Origin of the sequence: Streptomyces sp. NPDC001380 (genome assembly GCF_042895785.1) — a bacterium.
GTDB lineage: Bacteria > Actinomycetota > Actinomycetes > Streptomycetales > Streptomycetaceae > Peterkaempfera.
Genome location: NZ_JBIAWP010000001.1, coordinates 317,037 through 340,280 on the forward strand (window position 1 = coordinate 317,037; position 23,244 = coordinate 340,280).

At 78.1% G+C, this 23,244-nt stretch carries 21 protein-coding genes and 1 pseudogene; 9 read left to right on the forward strand and 13 right to left on the reverse strand.

Annotated elements, in window-relative coordinates; genetic code table 11:
• Positions 1 to 128 precede the first annotated feature (128 nt).
• Together ACFY07_RS01435 and ACFY07_RS01440 are read left to right on the forward strand one after the other, a co-directional pair.
• Positions 129 to 956: a nucleotidyltransferase domain-containing protein gene (locus ACFY07_RS01435; RefSeq protein WP_390866849.1), complete on the forward strand. Its 828-nt coding sequence runs from the start codon at positions 129 to 131 to the stop codon at positions 954 to 956.
• Positions 957 to 1,126: 170 nt separating this feature from the next.
• Positions 1,127 to 1,411: a hypothetical protein gene (locus ACFY07_RS01440; RefSeq protein ID WP_230647483.1), complete on the forward strand. Its 285-nt coding sequence runs from the start codon at positions 1,127 to 1,129 to the stop codon at positions 1,409 to 1,411.
• Between the two features lie 96 nt (positions 1,412 to 1,507).
• Here ACFY07_RS01440 and ACFY07_RS01445 read toward each other — a convergent pair whose 3' ends face one another.
• Both ACFY07_RS01445 and ACFY07_RS01450 read right to left on the reverse strand, forming a co-directional pair.
• Positions 1,508 to 2,023 carry a DUF4232 domain-containing protein gene (locus ACFY07_RS01445; RefSeq protein ID WP_390866850.1) on the reverse strand — a complete coding sequence of 172 codons (516 nt, stop codon included), beginning with the start codon at positions 2,021 to 2,023 and terminating at the stop codon, positions 1,508 to 1,510.
• A gap of 258 nt (positions 2,024 to 2,281) precedes the next feature.
• A complete protein-coding gene (locus tag ACFY07_RS01450; protein WP_390866851.1) occupies positions 2,282 to 3,505 on the reverse strand; it encodes a glycoside hydrolase family 6 protein in 1,224 nt (407 codons plus the stop codon).
• 264 nt (positions 3,506 to 3,769) lie between these two features.
• Between ACFY07_RS01450 and ACFY07_RS01455 the strand changes: the two genes are divergently transcribed.
• Complete coding sequence (locus tag ACFY07_RS01455) at positions 3,770 to 4,954, forward strand: MFS transporter (protein WP_390866852.1); 1,185 nt, start codon at positions 3,770 to 3,772, stop codon at positions 4,952 to 4,954.
• A gap of 105 nt (positions 4,955 to 5,059) precedes the next feature.
• On the opposite strand, the gene ACFY07_RS01460 is transcribed toward ACFY07_RS01455, so the two are convergent.
• The 3 genes from ACFY07_RS01460 to ACFY07_RS01470 all read right to left on the reverse strand — a co-directional run bounded on the left by ACFY07_RS01460 (position 5,060) and on the right by ACFY07_RS01470 (position 7,771).
• A complete protein-coding gene (locus ACFY07_RS01460) occupies positions 5,060 to 5,290 on the reverse strand; it encodes a hypothetical protein (protein ID WP_230647491.1) in 231 nt (76 codons plus the stop codon).
• A 272-nt stretch (positions 5,291 to 5,562) separates the two neighbouring features.
• Positions 5,563 to 6,735, reverse strand: coding sequence for a peptidoglycan DD-metalloendopeptidase family protein (locus tag ACFY07_RS01465; protein WP_390866853.1), 1,173 nt, complete (start codon positions 6,733 to 6,735; stop codon positions 5,563 to 5,565).
• Positions 6,736 to 6,940: 205 nt separating this feature from the next.
• The gene (locus ACFY07_RS01470) at positions 6,941 to 7,771 is read right to left on the reverse strand and encodes a serine protease (RefSeq protein WP_390867047.1); all 831 of its coding nucleotides are present in this window, start codon (positions 7,769 to 7,771) and stop codon (positions 6,941 to 6,943) included.
• A gap of 485 nt (positions 7,772 to 8,256) precedes the next feature.
• On the opposite strand from ACFY07_RS01470, the gene ACFY07_RS01475 reads away from it, so the two are divergent.
• The 4 genes from ACFY07_RS01475 to ACFY07_RS01490 all read left to right on the forward strand — a co-directional run bounded on the left by ACFY07_RS01475 (position 8,257) and on the right by ACFY07_RS01490 (position 13,428).
• Positions 8,257 to 8,607: a hypothetical protein gene (locus ACFY07_RS01475; RefSeq protein WP_390866854.1), complete on the forward strand. Its 351-nt coding sequence runs from the start codon at positions 8,257 to 8,259 to the stop codon at positions 8,605 to 8,607.
• Between the two features lie 508 nt (positions 8,608 to 9,115).
• Complete coding sequence (locus ACFY07_RS01480; protein WP_390866855.1) at positions 9,116 to 10,831, forward strand: hydrogenase maturation protein; 1,716 nt, start codon at positions 9,116 to 9,118, stop codon at positions 10,829 to 10,831.
• A gap of 82 nt (positions 10,832 to 10,913) precedes the next feature.
• On the forward strand, positions 10,914 to 12,713 hold the full coding sequence (locus tag ACFY07_RS01485; RefSeq protein WP_390866856.1) for an MFS transporter: 1,800 nt from the start codon (positions 10,914 to 10,916) through the stop codon (positions 12,711 to 12,713).
• Positions 12,714 to 12,798: 85 nt separating this feature from the next.
• Positions 12,799 to 13,428 (forward strand): MarR family winged helix-turn-helix transcriptional regulator, encoded by a 630-nt coding sequence (locus tag ACFY07_RS01490; RefSeq protein ID WP_390866857.1) that lies wholly within the window; start codon positions 12,799 to 12,801, stop codon positions 13,426 to 13,428.
• Between the two features lie 34 nt (positions 13,429 to 13,462).
• Here ACFY07_RS01490 and ACFY07_RS01495 read toward each other — a convergent pair whose 3' ends face one another.
• The gene (locus ACFY07_RS01495; RefSeq protein ID WP_390866858.1) at positions 13,463 to 14,329 is read right to left on the reverse strand and encodes a polysaccharide deacetylase family protein; all 867 of its coding nucleotides are present in this window, start codon (positions 14,327 to 14,329) and stop codon (positions 13,463 to 13,465) included.
• The gene (locus ACFY07_RS01500; protein ID WP_390866859.1) at positions 14,326 to 15,183 is read right to left on the reverse strand and encodes an SDR family NAD(P)-dependent oxidoreductase; all 858 of its coding nucleotides are present in this window, start codon (positions 15,181 to 15,183) and stop codon (positions 14,326 to 14,328) included. Before ACFY07_RS01500 ends, ACFY07_RS01495 begins: the two co-directional genes overlap by 4 nt.
• A gap of 214 nt (positions 15,184 to 15,397) precedes the next feature.
• On the opposite strand from ACFY07_RS01500, the gene ACFY07_RS01505 reads away from it, so the two are divergent.
• Positions 15,398 to 16,576: a galactosyldiacylglycerol synthase gene (locus ACFY07_RS01505; RefSeq protein WP_390866860.1), complete on the forward strand. Its 1,179-nt coding sequence runs from the start codon at positions 15,398 to 15,400 to the stop codon at positions 16,574 to 16,576.
• Between the two features lie 44 nt (positions 16,577 to 16,620).
• Here ACFY07_RS01505 and ACFY07_RS01510 read toward each other — a convergent pair whose 3' ends face one another.
• From ACFY07_RS01510 to ACFY07_RS01535, 6 genes and pseudogenes are all read right to left on the reverse strand, one after another.
• A complete protein-coding gene (locus tag ACFY07_RS01510; protein ID WP_390866861.1) occupies positions 16,621 to 17,028 on the reverse strand; it encodes a hypothetical protein in 408 nt (135 codons plus the stop codon).
• A gap of 121 nt (positions 17,029 to 17,149) precedes the next feature.
• Positions 17,150 to 17,833, reverse strand: coding sequence for a carbonic anhydrase (locus ACFY07_RS01515; RefSeq protein WP_390866862.1), 684 nt, complete (start codon positions 17,831 to 17,833; stop codon positions 17,150 to 17,152).
• Between the two features lie 410 nt (positions 17,834 to 18,243).
• Entirely contained in the window at positions 18,244 to 18,669 is a 426-nt protein-coding gene (locus ACFY07_RS01520) for an SSI family serine proteinase inhibitor (protein WP_390866863.1), read from the reverse strand.
• Between the two features lie 359 nt (positions 18,670 to 19,028).
• Complete coding sequence (locus ACFY07_RS01525; RefSeq protein ID WP_390866865.1) at positions 19,029 to 20,549, reverse strand: MFS transporter; 1,521 nt, start codon at positions 20,547 to 20,549, stop codon at positions 19,029 to 19,031.
• A gap of 223 nt (positions 20,550 to 20,772) precedes the next feature.
• Positions 20,773 to 21,300: a 2'-5' RNA ligase family protein gene (locus ACFY07_RS01530; RefSeq protein WP_390866866.1), complete on the reverse strand. Its 528-nt coding sequence runs from the start codon at positions 21,298 to 21,300 to the stop codon at positions 20,773 to 20,775.
• 29 nt (positions 21,301 to 21,329) lie between these two features.
• Positions 21,330 to 21,830: pseudogene (locus ACFY07_RS01535) on the reverse strand (glycine betaine ABC transporter substrate-binding protein); the annotation flags it as partial.
• A gap of 347 nt (positions 21,831 to 22,177) precedes the next feature.
• Between ACFY07_RS01535 and ACFY07_RS01540 the strand changes: the two are divergent.
• Positions 22,178 to 23,218 (forward strand): methyltransferase, encoded by a 1,041-nt coding sequence (locus ACFY07_RS01540; RefSeq protein WP_390866867.1) that lies wholly within the window; start codon positions 22,178 to 22,180, stop codon positions 23,216 to 23,218.
• Positions 23,219 to 23,244 lie beyond the last annotated feature (26 nt).

The following is a 23,244-nucleotide window of genomic DNA, read 5'->3' on the forward strand; positions in this document are numbered from 1 at the left end:
AGGGCGGGGTCCCGCGGCGGGGACCGGCGGTACGGGGCCGCCGGGGCCGGGGCCGTACCGCGCGGGACCCGTACGGCGGGCGCGCCCGTCCTTGGCGCGGGACCGGGTGCCCGGGCAGACTCGGCCGGATGGAGCGTGCGGCGGGGACGGCGGAACGGCTGGCGGGGATCGCGGAGCGGCTCGCCCGCGTCGACGGGGTGGTCGGGGTCTGCCTGGGCGGCAGCCGGGCCCGGGGCGCGCACGGACCGGCGTCCGACTGGGACCTGGGCGTCTACTACCGGACGCCGCTGGACACCGCCGCGCTGCGGCGGCTGGCCGCGGAGGTGGCGGACGGGACGGCGGAGGTGACCGAGCCGGGCGGCTGGGGTCCCTGGGTCGACGGCGGCGGCTGGCTGACCGTGGACGGGACGGCCGTCGACTGGATCTACCGGGACCTGGACCGGGTGCGGCGGATCCTCGGCGAGTGCCGGGAGGGCCGCTACGAGGTGGGCGTCCAGGCGGGCCATCCGCTGGGGGTGTACTCGCACAGCTACGTGGGCGAGCTGGCGCTGGGCAGGGTGCTGGCCGATCCGGGCGGCGAGCTGGGCGCCGTCCGGGACGGCATCGGCGGCTACCCGCCGGCGCTGCGCCGCGCGCTGGTCGGCGGGGCCCGCTGGGAGGTGCCCTTCACGCTCTCGGTCGCCCGCAAGGGCGCGGCCCGCGGGGACGCCGCCCACGTCGCCGGGTGCCTGTTCAGGGCCGTCGGGATGCTGGTGCAGGCGATGCACGCCGAGGCGGGGCGGTGGCTGCTCAACGAGAAGGGCGCGGTGCGCGAGGCCGCGGCGCTCCCGGGCGCCCCGGAGGACTTCGAGGGGCGGGCGCAGGGCCTCTTCGGCGGGCTCGGCGCGGACCCGGGGCCCCTGTCCGCCGCGGTGGACCGGGCGGAGCGGCTGGCCGCGGAGGTGCTGGGGGCCTGACGGGCGGGCGGCGGGGCCCGCGCACCCGGCGGGAGGGGGCAGCCGCCGCGGGGCCGCCGCCGCGGCGGGCCGGGTACTCCGCAGGGCCGTACGGCGGCGCGCCCGGATGCGGGGGCGGTCCGGCGGCGGGGAGACTGGGGGCATTCCGATCCCCACCCCCCGGAGGCACCGTGGACACCTGGGCGACCTGGACCACTCAGGGCATCATCGCCGGAGCCGGCGGCGCGATGACGGCCGAGGTCGGCGTCATCACCGGCGACCTGACCGTGCACACCATGTGGGCGGACGACGAGGCCCGGGTCACCGTGCAGTACACGGGCGCCAGCGAGTGGTACACCCTGCAGGGCAGCCCGGTGCCCGCCGCCGACGAGGCCACCGGGCGGGCCGTCCACCAGCGGGCGGTACGGGCCGTGCAGGCCGGGGGCGGGGCGACCGTGGGGCCGGTTCCGGCCTGAGGGCCCGCGGGCCGGGGCGGTCGCCCCGGCCCGCGGGCCGGGTGGCCGGCCCCGGGCACGGGGCCGGGGCGCTTCGGGGGTCAGGAGTTGCGGGGGTCAGGAGCTGCGGGACGTCACCGGGGAGACCTGGAAGACCCCGGAGCAGACCCTGTACCGCGTGGGGACGAGGACGGACCGGTAGGAGCCCGGCGGGTAGACCCGCAGGTAGGAGCCGGTGGGCCGGCAGGGACCGCCGATCGGCCCGTTGGTGGTGTGGAGGACGGCGGTCACGGTGCGGCCGGGCCGGACCGTCACGGTGCCGTAGCCGGCGCCGCTGCGGGTGGCGAGGGCGCCGATCGGCCGGCGGGCGGCGTCCAGCACGCTCACCCCGGGGTAGCCGCGCAGCGCGCAGCTGCGGGTACCGGTGTTGGTGAAGCGGATCGGCTGGTACAGCTGGCCCGCTCCCGGGTCCTGCCGGCCCATCGACAGGTGGAGGCTCCCCGTCGTGCACGTCGGCACGGCGGCGGGTGCGGCCTGGGCCGGTCCGGCCGCCGTGAGGAGGCCGGTGAGACCGAGGGCGGCCGCCGACGCCGCGGCGGCGAGGCGGCGGGGGGCGGAGAGGGTGTTGCGCATGGCACGCGCCTCCGTGGTCGGGGATGTGCGGCGGGCACTCGGGAGGACGCGTACCCGCTCCGGTGCGGTCGTGTGCGGCCTGCGGGGGCGGGGCGCCCGGCCCGGCCCCGCTCCGGGGCAGGGGCGGGGGCGGGGCCGGGTCGGGCGGCACGGGGCCGGTCCGGCGGGCCGCGGAGGCATGCGGCCCGCCGGGGTCTGCGGGAGGCGTCGGCCCGTGCGGGCCGCGGGGGTGCGGGAGCCGCGGGGTGCGGGAGCGGCTCAGCCGACCACGTGGGGGTTGGCGGTCAGCGCGGGGACGGCCCGTGCGGCGAGGCCGTGGGCCTGGTCCGGCCACCACACGCCGGCGGCGGGGTCGACGGCGCCGTACTCGGGGTCGGCCGGTCCGGCGGTGCCGCGGGTGCAGCTGCCGTCGGACTCGCCCGGCACCTTGATCCACAGGTAGGCGTCGAGCAGCGGGACGCCGGTGTCGGCGGTGGGCCGGGTCCCCAGGCCGCGCCCGGGAGGGTTGCACCAGGTCTGCGGGTCCGGGTAGGTCCCGGCCGGCGCCTCCCAGGGGCCCTGCCCGTTGCGGCTGGTGTCGACCACGAAGTGCGGCAGGTCGGCGCCGGCGGGGACGTGGGCGGCGTACCAGGCGTCGGCGTCGGCCGCGGGCCAGTACTGGTTCGCGCAGTCGTCCGCGGTGGCGCCGGGGGTGGTGCGCAGGTACCAGACGCACCCGGCGACCTGGGTGCCGTAGCGGACGAGCTCCGCGTCGGTGCGGTAGTTGGAGACGTCGAGGAAGAAGCCGCGGGCGTGGGCGATGCCGCCGTCGACGAGCAGCTGCGCCATGGTGCCGACGGCCTGCCAGCCGCTGTGGCCCGCGTCCAGGTAGACGACGGCGCCGGGCCGCTGCTCCAGGCGCTGCGCGGCGCCGCGGATCTCGGCGAGCCGGTCGGCCTGCTGGGCGGCGGTGCCGCCGCAGTAGGCGGGGCTGAGGGCGAGGCCGTCGGGCTCCAGGACGACGACGGTGCGGCGGGTGCCGATGCCGCGCGCGAGGGCGTCGACCCAGGCGGCGTACTGGCCGGAGTCGGCGGCGCCGCCCGCCGAGTACTGGGAGCAGTCGCGGCCCGGCACGTTGTAGGCGACGGCGACGGGGGTCTGGTGCTGCAGGGCCGCCCTCCGCTGCAGGCGGGCCATCGCGGCGGTGGTGTCGGCGGGGTCGTCGGTGCCGTTGAACCACTGGGCGACGGGCCAGGAGGCGAGCCGGGCCATGGCGGCGGCGTTCCTCGGGTCGCCGGCCCTGGCGTCGGCGACGGCCTGCGCCGCGGCCTTGCTGCCGAGGTCGACGTAGAAGTGGCTGCCGGAGGGCAGGGCGCGGCCGGGGGCGGGGACCGGGGCCGCGGGAGCCGCCGGGGCGGCCGCCGCGGGGAGGGACGGGGAGAGGCAGAGGGCGGCCGCGGCAGCGGCTGCGGCCAGGCCTCGGGTGACACGGGTGCTGCGCACGGCGGGCGACTCCTCGGCCGGGTGGGCGTGGGAGCGCTTCCACGAAGGGGGACGGGCACCGGCGTTCCGGGGTTCGGGGGATGCGGGTCGGAGGACCGCGCGATGCCGGTTCACCATGAAGCCAGCGGGATGTGGACGCGTCAAGAGCGGGCGCAGGATTCCCTTCGGGAATGAGCGGGAGGAGAGGGTTATCCATGGGAGCGCTCCCGCAGCGAGGGGAGGACCTACCCTCGGGTCATGAAGCGACGACATTGACCCTCACCGGTGCGGCGGCTCGCCCGCCGTCTCTACGCCCACGCGTTCGCTGAGGACTTCGTCCCGCTGTACCCCCTGTACGCGCTCCTCTTCACCGGGAACGGCCTCTCGGACGCACAGGTCTCCTCCCTCTTCGCCCTCTGGTCGGCCACCTCGGTCCTCCTGGAGGTGCCGACCGGCCTGTGGGCGGACTCCTCCTCCCGCAGGCGGCTGCTGACGGTCGCCCCGCTGCCGGTCGCGGCGGCCTGGGCGCTGTGGACCTTCATCCCCTGCTACGCCTCCTTCGCCGCGGGGTTCGTGCTGTGGGGCGTCGGCGGCGCTCTGCGCTCCGGTGCCCTGCAGGCGCTCGTGTACGAGGAACTGGTGCGGCTCGGCGAGGCCGGCGCCTACGCCCGCCTGACCGGCCGCTCCCAGGCCGTGGGCACCACCGCCGTGGTCGCCGCGACGGCGCTGGCGGGGCCCCTCCTGTCGGCCGGGGGCTACCCGGCGGTGGGGGCGGTGAGCATCGTCGCGACCCTGCTGGCGGTACCGGTGGCCCGGTCGCTGCCCGAGCCGCGCGACCGGCCCGGACCGGGCGGCCGGGCCGGGGCGGGGGACGGCGCGGAGCCGGACGGCCGGGCCGGGGCGGCGGAGGCGGGACGGGCGTCCGGGGTGCTGCGGGCCGGGCTCGCGGAGGTGCGGCGCGCCCCCGTCGTGAGGCGGCGGCTGCTCCTGCTGGCGGGGCTGCTCGGGCTGGGCGCGCTGGACGAGTACGTCCCGCTGGTCGCCGGCGCCACCGGCGCCGGACCGTCCACCGTGCCGCTGCTGGTGCTGCTGGTCACCGCCGGCACGGCGGCGGGCGGCTGGCTCGCGGACCGGGGCGGCGGCCGGGCCGCGGGCGTCCTGGCGGTCGCGGCGGTCTGTCTGGCCGTGGGCGCGGCAGGCGGCCGGCCGGCCGGCACGGCCCTGGTCGCGGTGGCGTTCGGCGCCCTGCAGTGGGCGCAGGCCACCGCCGAGGCGCGGCTGCAGGAGGCCGTCGGGGACGGCTCCCGGGCCACGGTCTCCTCCCTGGCGGGGGTGGGCTCGGAGGCGGCGTCGGTGCTGCTGTACGGCGCCTGGGCGCTGGGCTCGGCCTGGGCGCCTCCCGGGGTGCTGCTGGCGCTGGCCGCGGGCCCCTTCCTGGCGGCGGCCCTGGCCCTGCGGCGGGGCCGGTGACGTCCGGGTCGGCCGGGCTGCCGGGCCACGGGGCCGCGGGGCGGCCGCCGGCCGGTCCGCCCTGCAGCGGCGGGCGCCCGCGCCCGGCGGCCCCTCGACGGGACGTCAGCGGCCGGGGCGGTTGGCCGTGCGGACCCAGCGCAGCACGGCGGCGCAGGTCTCCTCGTCGAGTTTGGCGACGGCGCGCATCGCGGCGGCGTCGCCGGGCGCGGTGGGGACGCTCGCGTCGGAGAGGGCCAGCAGGAGCTGCCCCCAGCGGTCGGCGGCCGTCGGGATCGCCAGGGTGTCGGCGGGGCGCAGGAGGACCGTTCCGGTGTCGGGGCGCGGCTGGCTCATGTGCGGACCAACGAGCAGGACGGCCCGCGGGGTGTGCCCCGAACGGGTCATGACGGCGGGCCGGGGCGCGCGGCGGCGCGGCGAACGGGGCCGGGCCGGGCGGGGCCGGGGGGCGTACCGTCCGCGGGCGCGGCCGTGCGCGGGGACCGCGCGGGACCGGGCACGGCGGCGGCCGTGCCGTGCCTCCGGGGGCCCCGGGTCACGCACCCCTCCCGGGAGGCGGTCGCCGCGGAAGGGGACGCCCCGGGAGGGGGTGCGCGTCCGACGGGGCCTCAGAGGTGCAGGCCGTGGCGGTGCAGCCAGGCGACGGGGTCGATGTCGGAGCCGTAGCCGGGGGCGTTGCGGACCTCGAAGTGCAGATGGGGGCCGGTGACGTTGCCGGTCGCGCCCGAACGGCCCAGGAGCTGGCCCGCGGCGACGGCCTGGCCGCGGTGGACGGCGACGGAGGAGAGGTGCCCGTACAGGGTGTAGGTGCCGTCGCGGTGGCGCAGGACGACCTCGTTGCCGTAGGCGCCGCCCCATCCGGCGGTCACGACGGTGCCCGCGAGGGCCGCGCCCACCCGGGTGCCGGTCGGCACGGCGAAGTCCTGCCCGGTGTGCCGGTGGGCCCAGTGGCTGCCGGACGCCCGGTACCCGGCGGTGAGGGTGTAGCCCCGGACCGGGAGGGCGGCGCGGACGGCGGGCGCGTGGTGCGACGGCGTGGAGTGCGACGGCGTGTGCCGTGGGGGCGCGGGGTGGGCCGGCTCGTGGTGGGCGGGCGCCGGGCGGGAGGGGGCGGGACGGGCGGGCGCGGGGTGGGCGGGGGCGGAGCGGCCGGGGGCCGCGGCGGGGAGGGTGAGGCGCTGTCCGGGCAGGATGAGGTCCGGGTCGCCGCCGACGACGCTGCGGTTCTCGCGGTAGACGCTCTGCCAGCCGCCGTCGACGTCCTCCTCGTCCGCGATCGAGGCGAGTGTCTCGCCGCGGCGCACGACGTGCGCGGCGTGCCCCGCGTGCCGGGGCGCCGGGGGCGCCGGGGGCGCGGTGGACGGCCGGTCGAGGCGGAGCCGCTGGCCGGGGAGGATGCGGTCGGGGTCGGGGCCCACGCGTTCGCGGTTCTCCAGGTAGACGCTGCGCCACCCGCCGGGTACGCGGTGGCTGCGGGCGATGCCGGAGAGGGTCTCGCCGGGCGCGACGACGTGGACGCCCGGCCCGGCGGCGGGGGCGCCGCCGGCCGTGGGCGCCGAGGCCGGGGCGGGCAGCCGCACGGTGCCGGTGAAGGCGGCGTTCTGGAGCAGGTCGCCGTTGACGGCCGTGGCGTCCGGGTCGGCGTGGGCGGGCGCCACGCCGTGCATGCCGGCCGCGGCGAGGGGGAGGCCCAGCCCCGCCCCGGTGGCGCCGGCGGCGAGCGCGAGGCGGTGGGAGGACGTGCTGCTGCGCGGACGGCGGTGGCGTCCCTCTGATGCCATCGTGCCCCTCCATCGGGTCGCGGCGGGCGGACGGTGGGTGAGCACATGACACAGTACGCATCCGCTGACCGGCCGTCACCGGTACGGGTGAATCCCCTGCGGTGACCCGCCCGGCGGCTCTCCGCAGGGGCGGGGGGAGGGGCCCCGCCGGCCGCGGGACGGGGCGGCCGGCGGGGGTGGGGGCCGCCTGTCGGGCCCCGGGCCGTCAGGGCCTGGGCAGGCGGCAGTCGGGGAGGGTGAGGTCGAGGGTGGTGCCGGGGGCGAAGCACCGGGTGAGGAGGTAGGTCTCCTCGGCGTAGTTGATGCCCTTGCGGACCGTCACGCCGCCGTTCTCGTCGACCTCGCACGGGTTGTCCACCGTGCAGCTCCCGCCGTCCTCGTTGCCGGTGTTGTTGACCGCGACCAGCAGGCCGGTCGAGGTGTCGACCACCGGGGAGCCGGAGGTGCCGCCGATGGTGTTGCAGGCGGGGGTGTAGCGGACGGAGTCCTTCCAGACCCAGCCGCCCTCGTGCAGCTCGTGGACGAAGCCGTCGACCGCGCAGGTGTAGGTGCGCTTCCAGTACCCGGAGACGACCTTGACCGGCTCGCCCTGGACCGGGTGGTCGGCGGAGACGGTCAGCGGGTCGACGCCGTACCGGCTGCGGATGGCGGCGTAGGTGGTGGTGAGCTCGTACAGGGAGACGTCGGTGTCCGTCATGGTCGCGTAGACGAGCTTGGCGGCACGGAGCGTGCCGAGTCTTCCGGCGGAGGCGTCGAGCAGGGTGAAGGACCGGCTGGAGGGCCGGTCGACGAGGACCTCGCCGGGGTCGGGCATGCCGCCGGAGAGGCAGTGGCCGTTGGAGAGGACGAGGGCGCGGTCCTGGGGCGCGGAGTCCGGCATGCGCACCAGCGAGCCGGAGCAGTTGCTGAGGGCGACGGTCCCGGCGTAGGTGACGGTCACGGCGGGGGCGGCGGCGGAGGCCGGGGCCGCTCCGGACAGGGCGGTGGCCCCGGTGAGCGCCGCGGCCGCCAGCGCACCGGCGAAGGATCTCTTCAGGGAGGTGCCAGGCAAGGTGGGCATGGCTCAAAATTGTCGTGAGCATGACTTAATGTCAAGAGTGCCGTCCGGCCGGGCACGGCGGCACGGACCGGACAGGCCCCGCACCGCGCGGCGGCACGGCGGGTCACGGCGGGCCACGGCGCCCGTCGGCCGGCGGGGCGCCTGCGGGCGTCGGCCGGCGCCGCCGCGTGCGGCTGAGGGCGGGCGGCGCGGCCGCCGGCGCCGGACCCCGGGTGCACGGCGAGGACGCGCCGGACACACCGACGGAGGCGGGAGGCGGGGTTCACTCGTTCGAGGAGCGTCCGGCAGCCGCCGCCCCCGTACCGCCGCGGCCGCGCGGATTCTGAGGCTCCGTCCGCCGTCGTCCGGTTGGACTCGCGGCCGCTACCCGGACGGCCGTCTGCGGATGCGGCCCGCCGAGGGCCCGGCCTAGCGTCATGGGTGTCGGGGGAAATTCCGAACAACACATGAGGTGACTTGAAGTGTCCAAGCGCATCGCGCGGGCTGCCGCAATCGTGACCCTGGCCGCCGCTTCGTCGATCGTCCCGCTCGCGAGCTCGGCGTCGGCCGCCACCGACTCCGCCTACTCCTACCGTGGCGGCGGCGGCCACGGCGGCGGCCACGGCGACGACTGCGGCCGCGGCGGGCACGGCCGCGGCGGCTACGGCGGCGAGCACGGCCGCGGTGGGTACGGCGGCGAGCACGGCCGCGGCGGGTACGGCCGCGGCGGCTACGGCGGCTACGGCGGCTACGGCTACGGCAACGGCTTCGGCTACGGCTTCGGCGGCTGGGGCTTCGGCGGCTTCGGCAACAACGTCGTGATCGTCTTCTGACGTTCCGCCCGTACGGGAGCCCGGAGGCCTGCGCCTCCGGGCTTCCGGCCGTCCGGAGCCGGGCGGAGCCGGACGGGCTCCGGGGGGCACGGCCAGGGGTGGGCGGGCGGCAACCGGGGACGGGCCGGACCCCGCGGACCGGCGGCCGGCCCGCCGGAGACCCGCCTCCCGGCGCACCGGCTCGTCGGCTCGTCGGCTCGTCGGCTCGTCGGCACGTCGGCACGTCGGCACGTCGGCACGTCGGCACATCGGCACATCGGCACATCGGCACGTCGGTACATCGGTATGGCGACGCGCCGTTCACGCCGCTTCGCGGACGGGACCGCAGGAGCGGCCGCAGCGGGCCCCTCCCCGGGAGCGCGCCGTTCGCCCTCCGCTCCCCGGGCCTGCATCACGCGAACGGGTGACCCCGGGCCCGAACAGAGCCGGTCGGTACGACCGCGTGTGCCAGCCTGGGTCCTTCTCCCGGCCTCTCCCGGGCCGGCCGCTCCCGTCGAGGTGGGCCGCCATGCAGATCCTGCTCGTCGCCAGCGCCTTCAACAGCCTCACCCAGCGCGTCTTCGCCGAACTGCGCGACCACGGACACCGGGTGGCCGTGGAGCTCGTCCGGGAGGACGACGGCTTCCGCCGCGCCCTGGCGCACCACTCCCCCGACCTGGTGGTGGCGCCCATGCTCACCACAGCCATCCCCAAGGACGTCTGGTCCGCCGTCACCTGCCTGGTCGTCCACCCGGGCCCGGTGGGCGACCGCGGGCCCTCCTCCCTGGACTGGGCGGTCGCCGAGGGCGCGGAGCGCTGGGGCGTCACCGTCCTGCAGGCCGAGGAGGTGATGGACGCCGGCGACGTGTGGGCGGCGGCGGGCTGCGCGGTGCCGCCGGTGGGCAAGAGCGACCTGTACCGGGGCGAGGTGGCGGACGCCGCGACGGCCGCCGTGCTGCGGGCGGTGGAGCGGTTCGCCTCCGGCACCCACAGCCCGCAGCGGCAGACGGCGGACGACCAGGTCCGCACCCGGCCCTGGTGCACCCAGGACCTCCGCCGGATCGACTGGTCGTCGGACCCGACCGGCCTGGTGCTGCGCAAGCTGCGGGCGGCCGACTCCCAGCCGGGCGTGCGGGACGTGCTGCTCGGCGCCGAGTGGTTCCTGCACGGCGGCCACCCCGAGGACGTCCTGCGGGGCGAGCCCGGCCGGATCGTCGCCACCCGCGACGGAGCGGTCTGCCGGGCCACGGTCGACGGCGCGGTGTGGATCCCGCAGCTGCGGCGGCCGCGCACCCCCGGCGGTCCGGCCGGCTTCAAGCTGCCCGCGGTGACCGCGCTCGGCGGCAGCCTCCCGGACGTGCCGGAGGTGCCCGCCCCGCTGACGCCTCCCCCGGGCCGGCGCACCTGGACGGAGGTCGAGTACCACGAGCACGGGCCGGTCGGCCTGCTCCGCTTCTCCTTCCCCGGCGGCGCCATGAGCACCGGGCAGTGCCACCGCCTGCTGGCCGCGTACCGGCACGCGCTCACCCGGCCGACCTCCGTGCTGGTGCTGGGCGGCGCGCGGGACTTCTTCTCCAACGGCATCCACCTGAACGTCATCGAGGCCGCCCCCGACCCCGCCGCGGAGTCCTGGGAGAACATCAACGCCATGGACGACCTGGTGGAGGCGGTCCTCACCACCGGCGACCGGCTGACCGTGGCGGCCGTGGGCGGCAACGCCTCGGCGGGCGGGGTGATGCTGGCGCTGGCCGCGGACGAGGTGTGGTGCAGGGCGGGCTCCGTCCTCAACCCGCACTACCGACTGATGGGCCTGTACGGGTCGGAGTACTGGACGGACTCGCTGCCGCGCCGGGTCGGCCCGGTCCGGGCGGACCGGCTGATGCGCCAGGCGCTGCCGGTGAGCTCGGCCGCCGCCCACCGCATCGGCCTGGTCGACCGGGTGGTGTGCGCCTCCCCGGAGGGGTTCGGGGCGGAGGCGATCCGGCTGGCGGCGGAGCTGGCCGCCTCTCCCGACCTGCCGCTGCGCACCGCGGCGAAGGCGGCGGCGCTGGGGCCGGAGCGGCTGGCGGAGCTGGCGGAGTGCCGACGGGCGGAGCTGGAGCGGATGCGGCACGACTTCTGGGGGCCCGGCGGGGACTACCACCGGCTGCGGTCCGCGTTCGTCCGCAAGGAGCGCACGACGGGCACCCCGGAGCACCTGGCGGCCGTCGCGGACACGGCCCCGCCGCGTCCGGAGCGCGGCTGAGCGCCTCCGCCGCCCCTGTCGCGGCCCGGCCTGCGGGACTATCGTTAGTTGCCATCAGCTAACGCCCCGAGGGGGACGGCCGATGGCGGCCCAGGGCGAGCAGCACGGGACAGGCGGGCCGGCGGGTGGGAACGGGCCGGCGGGCCCGGGCGGCCCGGGCGTGGTCCGCGCCCCGGGGGAGCCGGGCGGCCGGTACGGGTGGACGGCGCTGTCCAACACGACCCTCGGCACGCTGATCGCCACGATCAACAGCTCGATCGTGCTGATCTCGCTGCCGGCGATCTTCAACGGGATCGGGCTCGACCCGCTGCTGCCCGGCAACGTCGGCTACCTGCTGTGGATGCTCATGGGCTACCTGCTGGTGACCGCCGTGCTGGTGGTGACCCTGGGGGGGCTGGGCGACATCCACGGCCGGGTGCGGATCTACAACGCCGGGTTCCTGGTCTTCACCGTGCCGTCGGTGGCGCTCTCCCTGGACCCGTTCCGCGGCGGAGCGGGCGCGCTGTGGCTGATCGGCTGGCGGGTCGCGCAGGCGGTGGGCGGGTCGATGCTGATGGCCAACTCGGCGGCGATCATCACCGACGCGTTCCCCGTCTCGCGCCGCGGGACGGCGCTGGGCGTCAACATCGTCGCCGGCATCGCGGGCTCGTTCGTCGGACTGGTGCTGGGCGGCCTGCTGGCCGAGTGGTACTGGCGGTCGATCTTCTGGGTCAACGTGCCGATCGGCGTGGTCGGCACCGTGTGGGCGTACCGGTCGCTGCGCGACACCGGCGTGCGGCGGCCGGCCCGGATCGACCGGTGGGGCAACGTCACCTTCGCCGTCGGCCTGACCGCGCTGCTGGCGGCCATCACGTACGGCATCCAGCCCTACGGCGGGCACACCATGGGCTGGACCAACCCGTGGGTGCTGGCCGGACTGGTGGGCGGGACGGCGGTCCTGGCCCTGTTCTGCCTGGTCGAGACGCGGGTGGCGGAGCCGATGTTCCCGCTGGCGCTCTTCCGCGACGCGGTGTTCGCGGGCGGCAACGCGGCGACGCTGCTCGGCTCGGTGGCCCGCGGCGGCCTGCAGTTCATGCTGATCATCTGGCTGCAGGGCATCTGGCTGCCGCTGCACGGCTACGACTACGCGGACACCCCCCTGTGGGCGGGCATCTACCTGGTGCCGCTGACCGTCGGGTTCCTGGCGGCCGGGCCGGTCGCGGGACACCTGTCGGACCGGTTCGGGGCGCGGCTCTTCGCGGCGGGCGGCCTGATGGTGATGGCGGCCTCCTTCGCGGGCCTCCTGCTGCTGCCGACGGACTTCGGCTACCCCGCCTTCGCCTTCCTGGTCCTCCTCAACGGCCTGGGCGGCGGGCTCTTCGCGGCGCCCAACACCTCGCTGATCATGTCCGCGGTGCCGCCGGAGGCGCGGGGCGCGGCCTCGGGAATGCGGGCCACGTTCCAGAACGCCGGGATGGTGCTCTCCATCGGGCTGTTCTTCTCCCTGATGGTGGCGGGCCTGTCCGGGTCGCTGCCGGGCGCGCTGGACTCGGGGCTCACCGCCCAGGGCGTGCCCGCACCGGCCGCGCACACCATCGCCGGGCTGCCGCCCGTGGGCACCCTGTTCGCCGCGTTCCTCGGCTGCAACCCGGTGGGGCGGCTGCTGGGACCGGACGTGCTGGGGCACCTCCCGGCCGGGAACGCGCACACGCTCACCGGCCGCGAGTTCTTCCCGCACCTGATCTCCGGGCCGTTCCACGACGGCCTGGTGGTGGTCTTCTGGCTGGCGATCGCCATGTCGCTGGTGGCGGCCGCGGCCTCGCTGGTGCACGACAGGGGCCGGGGCGGGCGGAGGGCCGGTACGGTGGACGCCCCGGACGCAGCCGGGGCAGCCGTCCGCTGACGCCGCCCGGCGCGGGACGCCCCGCCCCGGGCGGCGGGGCCGGGTGTCCGGGGCGCCGGACCGCTGCGAGGAGGCCCCGCCGACCATGACCGAGCCGAGCACCGTGCCGCCGCGGGAGCCCGCCCCCGCGGCGGCACAGGCCGCCCCCGATCCGGCCGCCCCCGATCCGGCCGGGCTCGATCCGGTCGCCCTCGATCCGGCCGGGCTCACCCGGCTGCGACTGGCGGTCGCCCGGCTCAACCGGCAGCTGACGCAGGCTGCCGGCGGCCAGGACCTGACGTCGGCCCAGCTGTCCGCCCTGGCCAGGATCGAGCAGCACGGGCCGCTCCGGCTCGTCGAACTGGCGGGGCGGGAGGGGGTGGCGGCGCCGTCGATGGTGCGCACGCTGGCGCAGCTGACGGCGGGCGGGCTGGTGGACCGGGAGCCGGACCCGCAGGACAGGCGGTCGTGGCTGATCACCCTGACCGCGGCGGGCACGGAGATGATCGCGCGGCTGCGGCGGGAGCGGTCGGCGCTGCTGTCGCGGCGGGTGGCACTGCTGAGCGCGGAGGAGGGCGCGGCCCTGGCCGCGGCGATCCCGGTGCTGGAGCGGCTGGCCGGCGGGTCGGGCGGGTCCGGCGGGTCGGGCGGGTCCGGCGGGTCCGGCGGGTCCGGCGGGTCCGGCGGGTCCGGCGGGTCCGGCGGCGAGGACCGTCCGCAGGGGCCGGGGGCCTGACGCGGGCCGGGGTCCGGCCCGGCGGCGGTGCCGGTCACCCGGCGCTGGTCGGGACGGCCCGATCCGGTCGGTCCGGTCGGTGCCGTCCGGGCGGACCGGGCGGACCGGGCGGACCGGGCGGACCGGGCGGACCGGTTCGAAGGGTCCGGAGGCCGTGCTCGGCGAGCGGCCCGAGACGCCAGCCGCGGTCACGGCAGTGCGCGGCGAGCAGCGGCAGGGCTCCCAGGGCGGACCGCCAGCAGCCCGGCGCGGCGGCCCGGTCGGAGTCGTGGAGCAGGACCGTGCCGCCGCCGCGCAGGTCGCGGACGAGGGTGGCCAGGACGGACGCGGGGGTGGCGTCGGCGGTCCAGTCGCGGCCCCAGGCCGACCAGAGGACCGGCTGCAGCCCCGCGTGCCGGGCGGCCGCCCAGCGGCCGCCGGTGAGGATCCCGTACGGCGGCCGGTACCAGCGGCACCGGACGCCGGCCGCCTCCCGGACGGCGCGGACGGCGCGCGCGGTCTCGCGGCGGTCCCGCAGCGGGTCGGGCAGCCAGGGGCGGGTGTGGGTCCAGCCGTGGACGGCCAGTTCGTGGCCCTGCCGGGCGACGGCGGCGCACAGGCCGGGGTGGCGGCGCACGGCGTCGCCGAGGACGAAGAAGGTGGCCCGCAGGCCCAGGCGGTCCAGTTCGGCGAGGACGTGCGGGGTGGAGGCGGGGTCCGGCCCGTCGTCGAAGGTGAGCGCGACGTGGTCGGGGCGGCCCCGGCCGTCCAGGGCCGGGAGGAGCAGGCGGCGCACGGGGGGCAGCCAGGTGGCGGCGGGCCCGACGTGGGCGGCGGCCGGCAGCAGGAGGGCGGCGGGGGCGAGGAGGCGGCCGGCCGGCCGTGCGGCGGGGCGGCCGGCGGCGGGAGGGCCGGGGGTCACCCGAACCGTGCCGCGAGCCGACGGTACAGGACGGGTGCGGCGCCCCTGAGCCGGACGGGGAGGCGCAGCCAGCCGGGGACGAACACCTCGCCGCGTCCGTGCGCGACCGCGTCGCAGACGGCCTCGGCGACGCGCTCCGGCGGGATCGGGCGAGGGTGAGCCCGGCGGTAGGGGGCGCCGCGTCGGACGAAGAAGGGCGTGTCCACCACCCCGGGCACCACGAGGGTCACCCGGACGCCGCTGCCCGCCAGCTCGTAGCGCAGGCTCTCGGCGAACGCCCCCACCGCGGCCTTGGCGGCGGAGTACACGGCCTCGTCCCGGACCGACACGGCCCCGGCGATCGACCCGATGAGGACGACGTGCCCGCTGCCGCGCCGGACCATCTGCGGCAGCACGAGCCGGACGAGGTGCACGACGGACGCCAGGTCCACGGCGAGCACCCGGTGGAGCGCGGCGACGGGCATGGCCGTGAAGGGGCCCGCCCAGCCGACGCCGGCCCCGGCGACCAGCAGGTCGATCCGGCCGGCGGCGTCCAGCGCCCGGTCGGCGAGGAGGGCGCAGGCCCCGGGGTCCTCCAGGTCGGCGGACAGGGGGGTGCCCCGGGTCTCGGCGGACACCCGGGCGAGCCGCTCGTGGTCGCGGCCGCTCAGCAGCAGCCGCCAGCCGCCGGATGCGGCCAGCCGGACGGCGACGGCGGCGCCGATGCCCGAGGAGGCGCCGGTGACGAGGGCGGTCCGGAGGTCCGGCGGGGACCCGCGGCCGTCCCGCGGCGGGGCGCCGTGCCGGTCGGGCCGGCGGGCGGACGGGTCCGGCGGGGCCGGCCGGCCGGTGGGGGCGGGGTGTGCTCCGGGCACCACTGCGGACTCCTCGGGTGAGCGGTGTGCCGTGCTCTGTCCGGGTATCCGGCACAGGATGCCGTAAACCAGAAAAGTGGCGATATCGTCACCGACAGGTGGTGGCTCCCTGCGCAGGGTCACCCACGGGGGCCCGCGCAGGGCCGCGCACGGGGTCGCATGCGGGATCGCATGCGGCGGCGGCCCGGGCCGTTCCGGAAGGAGGGCGCATCCGGTGGTGCGGCGGTTCCTGGTCCTGAGCGCCCGGATGGGCGCCGGTCACAACGCGGTCGCGGCGGAGCTCGGCCGCCGGCTGTCGGCGGCGGGCCACCACGTGGCACGGGCCGACGTGCTCGACCTGCTGCCGGCAGGCCTCGGCCCCGCCGTGCACGCCGGGTACCGGGGCGCGGTGCGGCACCTGCCGTGGGCCTACGGGGCGGTGTACGCGGCGTTCTTCCGGCCGGGCGCCGGCCCGCGGCCCGGCAGCGCGCCCCTGGCCCGGCTCGCGGAGCGGCGGCTGCTCTCCCTGGTGCGGGCGGAGCGGACGGACGCGGTGGTGCCGGTCTTCCACCTGGCCGCCCAGCTGACCGGCGGCCTGCGCGCGCAGGGGCGGCTCGCCGTGCCCGCCGTGGTGGTGGTGACGGACTTCGCGGTCCACCGGCAGTGGCTGCACCCGGGGAACGACCTGCACCTGTGCGTCTCCCCCGGGGCCGCGGAGGAGGTGCGGCGGTCCGGGGCCGGCGCGGCGTCGGCGCCGGGGCCGGTGGTGCCGCCGCGGTTCGGGGCCCCGGCGCCGGGCACGGCGGACTGGCGGCGGCTCCTGTCCCGGGCCGGGGGCGGACGGGAGCCCGTCCTGGTGTCGGCCGGGGCCTGGGGTGCGGGCTCGGGCCTGGACGCCACGGCCGGCCTGGTGGCGGGGTCGGGCCGCCTGGCGGTGGTGCTGTGCGGTCGCGACGAGCGGCTGCGGCGGCGGCTGGGGCGGCTGCCGGGGGTCCTGGCGCTCGGCTGGGTGGCGGACCTGGCCGGGCTGATGGGCACCTGCGGGGCGCTGGTGGACAACGCGGCGGGGCAGACGGCGGTCCAGGCCCTGGCTGCGGGCCTGCCCGTGGTCGGCCACCGCCCGATCCCCGGTCACGGCGCGGCGGGGGTGCGCCGGATGGCGGAGCTGGGGGTCTCGGGGTACGCGCGGACGCCCGGGGAGCTGCTCGGGGCCCTCGACGCCCTGTCCTCCGGCGCGGAGCCCCGCGGCGGGGGCGTGCGCGAGCGCCAGGTCGCGGCGGGGCGGGCGCTGTTCGCCGGCGACGCGGCCGCCCTGGTGGCGGCCGCGGTGCGGGAGCGGTGCACCGGGCCGGGGCGCGCCCCGGCCCGGTGGTCGCCGGACGGGAGGGCGCCGGACGGGGCGGAGCGGGGGTGACGGCGTCCCGGGCGGGCGTGCGGCAGCCGGGGTCCCAGGGCCGGTCAGGTCGGCGCGGTGCCGTGGGGTGCGGTGCCGTGGGGCGCGGTGCCGTGGGGCGCGGTGCCGTGGGGCGCGGTGCCGTGGGGCGCGGTGCGGACGAGGCGGCCGACGATCTGCAGCAGGGCGCCCCGCTGGTCGTCCCGCAGGTCGCGGACCTGCTGGTCCTCGCGGATACGGGCGACGCCGAGCAGGTCGTGGGCGGTGAGGGGGCCCATGCCCGGCAGGGCGCGGAGCAGTGCCGCGACCGGCATACGGGCTGCGGTGTCGTCGCCGAGGTCGGCGCGGCGGAGCACGGCGGTCAGGGCGAGCGGGCCGCCGGTGGAGACCTCGCTGAGCAGTCCGGCGCGGCTGCGGGGGCGGCCGGGTGCGGCGTCGCCCGCCGGGGGCCGCGGGGGGTCGGGTGGGGCCATGGTCCGCCTCCTCGCCGTCCGCCTCCATGCTACGCGCGCCCGGCGGGGTGCCGGGGGCGCGGGCAAGGGCGGACGGCCGAGGACGGCGGTCCGGCGGCAGGAAGGGGGACGGGGGACGGGGTCAGGCGAGCCCGGCGTCCGTCCGCGGGTGGGGCGCGGCGGGGGCGGCGCCCGCCAGGACGTCCTCCTCCAGCCCCCGGGCGGCGACCAGCCGGGCGCTGCCGTCGGCGAGGCGGTAGGAGAGGCCGACGACGGCGGCGCGGCCCGCCGCCACCTCGTCGGCGAGCACCCGGGAGCGGTCGAGCAGGAGGTCGACGGTGTTGCGGATGTGCTCGTCCACGATGCCGTCGGGGTCGTCGATGCCGGCGGCGCGGGCGGCCAGCACGCTCGGGGTGACGCGCTCGACGACGTCGCGCACGTACCCGGGCGCCGGGGGTCCGTCCTCCAGGGCGGCGCGGGCGGCCGCGACGGCCCCGCACGAGTCGTGGCCGAGGACCACGACGAGGCGGCAGTCGAGCACGCTGACGCCGTACTCGATACTGCCGAGCACCTCCGGGCCGGCCACGTGGCCTGCGGTACGGACCACGAAGAGGTCGCCGAGGCCGCGGTCGAAGATGATCTCCGCCGCGAGTCTGGAGTCGGAGCACCCGAAGAGCACAGCGAAGGGGTGCTGGACCGGGGCGAGGGCGGCGCGGCGCTCGGCATCCTGGTTGGGGTGCTCGGGCACGCCGGAGACAAAGCGCTGGTTGCCCGCCAGCAGCGTCCGCAGTGCGTCTCGGGGCACGGGCGTTCGAGTATTCGCCATGGCGGAAGGATAAGGGGGCGGGCTGCGCGACGCACGCGGCGTCCACCCTGTGTCCCCGGTCACCGGGGGTGGAAAGGGGGGCGGGACGCGCGCTGCGCGCTCCGGGGAGGGGCTCCGGACGGCGGCCCTCCGGATCCGCAGCCCCCCTGCGGGACCGGGGTGTCGGCGGCGCGGGGTGCGGCCTCCGGCGCGGCGGAGGCCCTGGCCGCAGGGGCCGGGACGGTACGGGCGGCGGCGGTGCCGGTGGTGCGGCGGGGCGTGGGGCGCCCGTCGTGCGGCGGCACCGGTCCTACGGCGGTACCGGTCGTGCGGCGGCACCGGTCGTGCGGCGGCACCGGTCGTGCGGCGGTGCGGGGCGGGGCGCGGACGCGGCCGGGGGTGGACGGCCGGTCGGCGCGGCGGGGCCCGGGTCAGAAGTCGAAGACCGTGCCCCGAGAGGTGAGCACCGCGCAGTAGTTGCCGAACGTCTCGCGGTAGGAGACGCGCTTGCCCCGCCACACGCCGTCGGCGGTCACCGTCACCCGAGCGGCGACGGCCGGGCAGGGCCGGCCGTCGCCGCGCAGCCCGGCGAAGGACCCGTCGCTCGCCGCGAGGCCCGCGCAGGCGTCCGCCGCGGCGGGGTGGGTGCCGCTCGGCGCGGGGGCGCAGCTGAGGGTCACGGCGCGGGCCACGGAGGCGTCGGGGTCGGTGCCGTCCCCGGGGGCCATGGTCAGCACCAGGGCGCTCGGCGCGTAGAGGCCGGTCGGGGCGGCGGACGCCCGGCCGGCGCCGGTCAGGGCCGCGGTGGCGGCCAGCAGGGCGGCGGCGGCAGCGGCGGTACGCGTACGGTTGCGCATATCGGTCACTCCTCGGGAATGTCGTGCCGGATTTCGGACGGCGCCAGTGTTTCCGTTCCGTGTCGCGAGGGACAGTCGGGCGTACCGGAACCGGCCGCGGCGGCAGGACGCCGATGTGGCCGACAATCGCCGGGAACGCCCATCCGGCGACTCTCGGTGATCGAATGTGCACGCAGGATGACCGGGTGCGGGTCGGGCCGGTGGGCGACCTGGCCTTCCCGGGGGCCGGATCGCGCCACCCCGCTTCGTCCGGATGGCCCCGCCCCCGGCTCACCCGTCCGCGGCCCACCCGTCCGCGGCGCGGACCGCCGGCTCCGGAGCCGGTCGGCCCCGGGGGCGCGCGACGGGCGGCGGGGCGCTCAGTGGCACTCCCGCGCCGGCGGCTGCAGCGGCGGGGCGCCGACCGCGCAGTGGCACCGGCACGGCGGGGGTTCGGCCGGGGCCTGCGGGCCGCGCAGCACGTCCGAACGGATGGTGCACCAGGCCAGGACCGCACCGGCCGCCAGCAGGCCGGCGCAGACCAGCAGGGCGGCATCGAAGGACGTGCCGAAGGCGGCCGGGTCGTGGTAGTCGTCCCCGGAGAGGCCCACGACCAGGGGCAGGGCCGCCACCGCGATGAGGCCCGCCGCCCGGGCCACCGCGTTGTTCACCCCGGAGGCGATGCCCGCGTACCGCTCCTCGGCCGCCCCGAGCACGGTCGCGGTCAGCGGCGCCACCGTGGCGGCGAGGCCGAGGCCGAAGACGCAGACGGCGGGGACGACGTCGGTGAGGTAGTCGGCGGCGGGGTCGATCCGGGTCATCAGCAGCAGGCCGGCCGCACAGACGGCTGGCCCGACGGTCATCGGGATGCGCGGTCCGATGCGCTCCGCCAGCCGCCCCGACCGCTCGGAGAGCAGCAGCATGATCACGGTCACCGGCAGCAGGGCGGCGCCCGCCGCGAGCGCCGAGAACCCCGCCTCGACCTGGAGGTCGACCACGAGGAGGAAGAAGACGCCGCCGAGCGCGGCGTAGACCGCGAAGGTGACCGCGTTGGCGGCGGTGAACTGCCGCTCGGCGAAGATCGAGGGCGGCAGCATGGGGGTGCGGCTGTGCCGCTCGACCACGACGAAGGCCGCCAGCGCGGCGGCGCCCGCCACGCCGGTGACGGTGAGCGCCGCGGGGTCCGCGCCCGGCTCGGCGGCGCCGATGAGGGCGTAGGTGATCCCGGCGAGCCCGGCGGCGGCGCAGAGCGCCCCGGGCCAGTCGAAGCGGCCGGAGGCGGTCTCGTCCCGGCTCTCCGGGACGTGGCGCAGGGCGACCGCGACGACGGCGGCGGCGGGCACGATGTTGATGAGGAAGACCCAGCGCCAGCTGGCCGCGTCGACCAGCCAGCCGCCGAGCAGCGGCCCCAGCGCGCCGGCCACGCCGCCCATGCCGGACCAGACGCCGATCGCCCGGGCCCGGTCCTCCCGGGCGAAGGACGCCTGGATGAGGGCGAGCGACCCCGGGGTGAGCAGCGCCCCGCCGACGCCCTGGAGGGCGCGGGCCGCGACCAGCAGTCCGGTGCTCGGGGCCAGTCCGCACAGCAGGGAGGCGAGCGCGAACCAGACGGTGCCCGCGACGAAGACCCGGCGGCGGCCGAACCGGTCGCCGAGCGACCCGCCGAGGAGGATCAGCGCGGCGAGGGTGAGGGTGTAGCCGTTGACGGTCCACTGGAGTCCGGCGAGGGAGGCGTGCAGGTCGTCGCCGAGGGCGGGCAGGGCGACGTTGACGACCGTGGAGTCGAGGAGCGTCATCCCCGAGCCGAGGACGGCGGCGGCGAGCACCCACCGCCCGTCGGCCCGCCCCATGCGGACGCTGCCGGCAGGGGGCCGGGCCGGGGAACGCGTGGGAACCGTCATGGCAGCCTCCGCCCCGCGCGTCGGGCGCCTCCGCGGCGGGGGCGCCTCGTGGCGGGCGGCGGGGCTCCGCCCGCGTACGGGTGGCGTACCCGCCACGGCGGCGGGGATGCGGGACGGCGCCGAACGGACGGCGGGGCCGGGCGGCGGGGCCGGACGTGCGGCCGGGTCGGGCGGCGGGGCCGGACGGGTCGGGCGGCGGGGCCGGACGGCGGGTGCGGCCGGGTCAGGCGGCGCCGAGGGGGACGGTGGTGCGGGTGTCGGTGTCGTAGCTGCGGCCCGCGTCCAGGTCGCCCGGGTGGTCGGGGAGCCGGCCGAGCACCTCCAGGGCGGTGACCAGCTGCTCGGGCTCCAGGCGGCGGGTGAGGCTCATGTGGGGCATCCAGCGGCCGGGCGTGTACAGGGGGTGCGGCTCGTCCGCGCCGTCCAGCGCCGCCCACACCGCACCGTGGACCGCCAGCAGCTCCGGCGTGGGCACGACGCCCCAGGCCAGGACGCGGCGGCGGCTGCGGGCGCTGAAGGAGAGCAGGCCGGCGAGCCGCACGCGGAGCGGCAGGGCGGGGGCGAGGAGGTCGTCGATCCGCTCCAGGGCCCCCGGGGGGAAAGAGCCGGCCGCCGCAAGGGTGAGGTGGGGGCGGTGCGTGGGGTGGGTGTTGCGGGTGAGGCTCGGCAGTCCGGCGGCGTCGAGCCGGCCCCAGACCGCGCGCACGGCGTCGTCGAAGTCGGGGTCGCAGGTCAGCTCCACGGTGCGCACCGTTCCACGGTATCGGGCGGGCCGGGCGGTCAGGAGTGCTTCGCGGGGAGCCACGCCTTCGAGACGTCCGGGTGGCGGTCGACCCACTCCCGGGCGGCCTTCTCCGGCGTGAGCCTGCGGTCGGCGACGGCCAGGGCGACCTCGTTCTGGTCCTTCTCGGTCCAGTGGAACTTCCGCAGCAGCTCGGCGGCCGGTCCGCCCTTCGCGGCGAAGTCCGCGTTGAGGTACTTCTGCAGCCGGGTGGTCGGGTAGGCGCAGTCGACGTCCTCGGGCGCCTTCGCGTCGCAGGCGGCGGTGCGGGCGGGGAGCCTCACCTCCGTCATGGGCAGCTCGCTGAAGAACCACTGCGGCCGGTACCAGGAGGTGAGGAACGGCCTGTGCTCGCGGGCGAGCTGCCGCATCTGGGTGATCTGGGCGGCCTCGGAGCCGGCGAAGACGACCTTGTAGTCGAGCTTCAGGTTCCTCACCAGCGCCTGGTCGTTGGTGACGTACGACGGGGAGCCGTCCATCAGCTGCCCCCGGCCGCCGCTCCCCGGGGCGGGGGCGGCCGTGCCGTCCGGCTTGCCCTTCCAGCCCTACCCGACACCACCGCCCGGACCCGCCCCCGGGCGCCCCTTCGTGAGATCACCCACAGAACAGAAACGGACATACCTCGCATTCGCGACGGATGTCCGGGAACTTCCCCGGCGCGCCGCCCGCGGGCCTGCGCCGCACCCCCCGCGGGCGCCCGGGGCTCGGCCGCCGGGGCGACCGCCATTCGGGTCGTCCCCGCCGCGGCCCGGCCGCGCCGCCCGGGCCGCCCCGCCCCTGTCGGCGACCGTGGGAGGCGGCGGTCACCCGCCTTCCCCCGCCGTCCCACCTGCAGAAAGGGGTTCCCATGGAGAGCACCGCCGCCGTGGCGCCCGCAGCTCCGAGCGCGGCCATGCGCCTGCGCGAACTCGCCTTCAGCGCCGCCTCCGCGGCCGCCGTCCGCGCCGCCGTCCGGCTCGGCCTGCCCGACGCCCTCGGCGACAACCCCGTCACGGCCGGCGAGCTGGCCGCCGCGGTGGACGCGGACCCCCAGGCACTGCGCCGCCTGATGCGGGCGCTGACCTGCCAGGGGGTCTTCGCCGAGGACGGCGAGGGCCGCTTCGTCCACACCGCGATGTCGCGGATGCTGCGCGAGGACACCCCCCGCTCCATGCGGTACGTCTCACTGTGGACCACCGAGCCGTGGACCTGGGACGCCTGGCAGCACCTGGACGAGGCGGTCCGGCGCGGCGGCCACGTCTTCCACGAGCTGTACGGCAAGGAGTTCTTCACGTACCTGCACGAGGACGCGCCCGAGTCGGCGGAGGTCTTCAACAAGGCGATGACGCACTCCAGCCGCCAGTCCGCACAGGACATCGCGGAGATGCTGGACCTGCGGGGCGTCTCCCTGGTCGCCGACATCGGCGGCGGCCAGGGCCACGTGCTGGCCGGCCTGCTGGAGCGCAACCCCGACCTGCGCGGCGCCCTGCTCGACCTGCCGGGCGTGGTGGCGAACGCGGACCCGCGGCTGCGGGACGGCGGCGCGCTGGCGGACCGGGTGGAGCTCGTGCCGGGCGACTGCCGGCAGGCGATCCCCGTGCAGGCGGACCTCTACATCATCAAGAACATCCTGGAGTGGGACGACCGGAGCACCCGCGCGACCCTGCGCAACACGGTCGCCGCGGCCCGGCCGGGCGCGCGGGTCCTGGTGATCGAGAACCTGGTGGACGAGACGGCCTCCATGCCGTTCACGGCCGCCATGGACCTGCTGCTGCTCCTCAACGTGGGCGGGCGCAAGCACACCCAGGACGGCCTGGTCGCGCTGATGGAGGAGGCGGGGCTGAAGGTCGGCGACGTCCGGCCCGTCAACCCCTACCTGCACGCCTTCGACGCCGTGGTGCCCGAGTAGGGGCACCCGGCGGGCGGCGCCGGGCA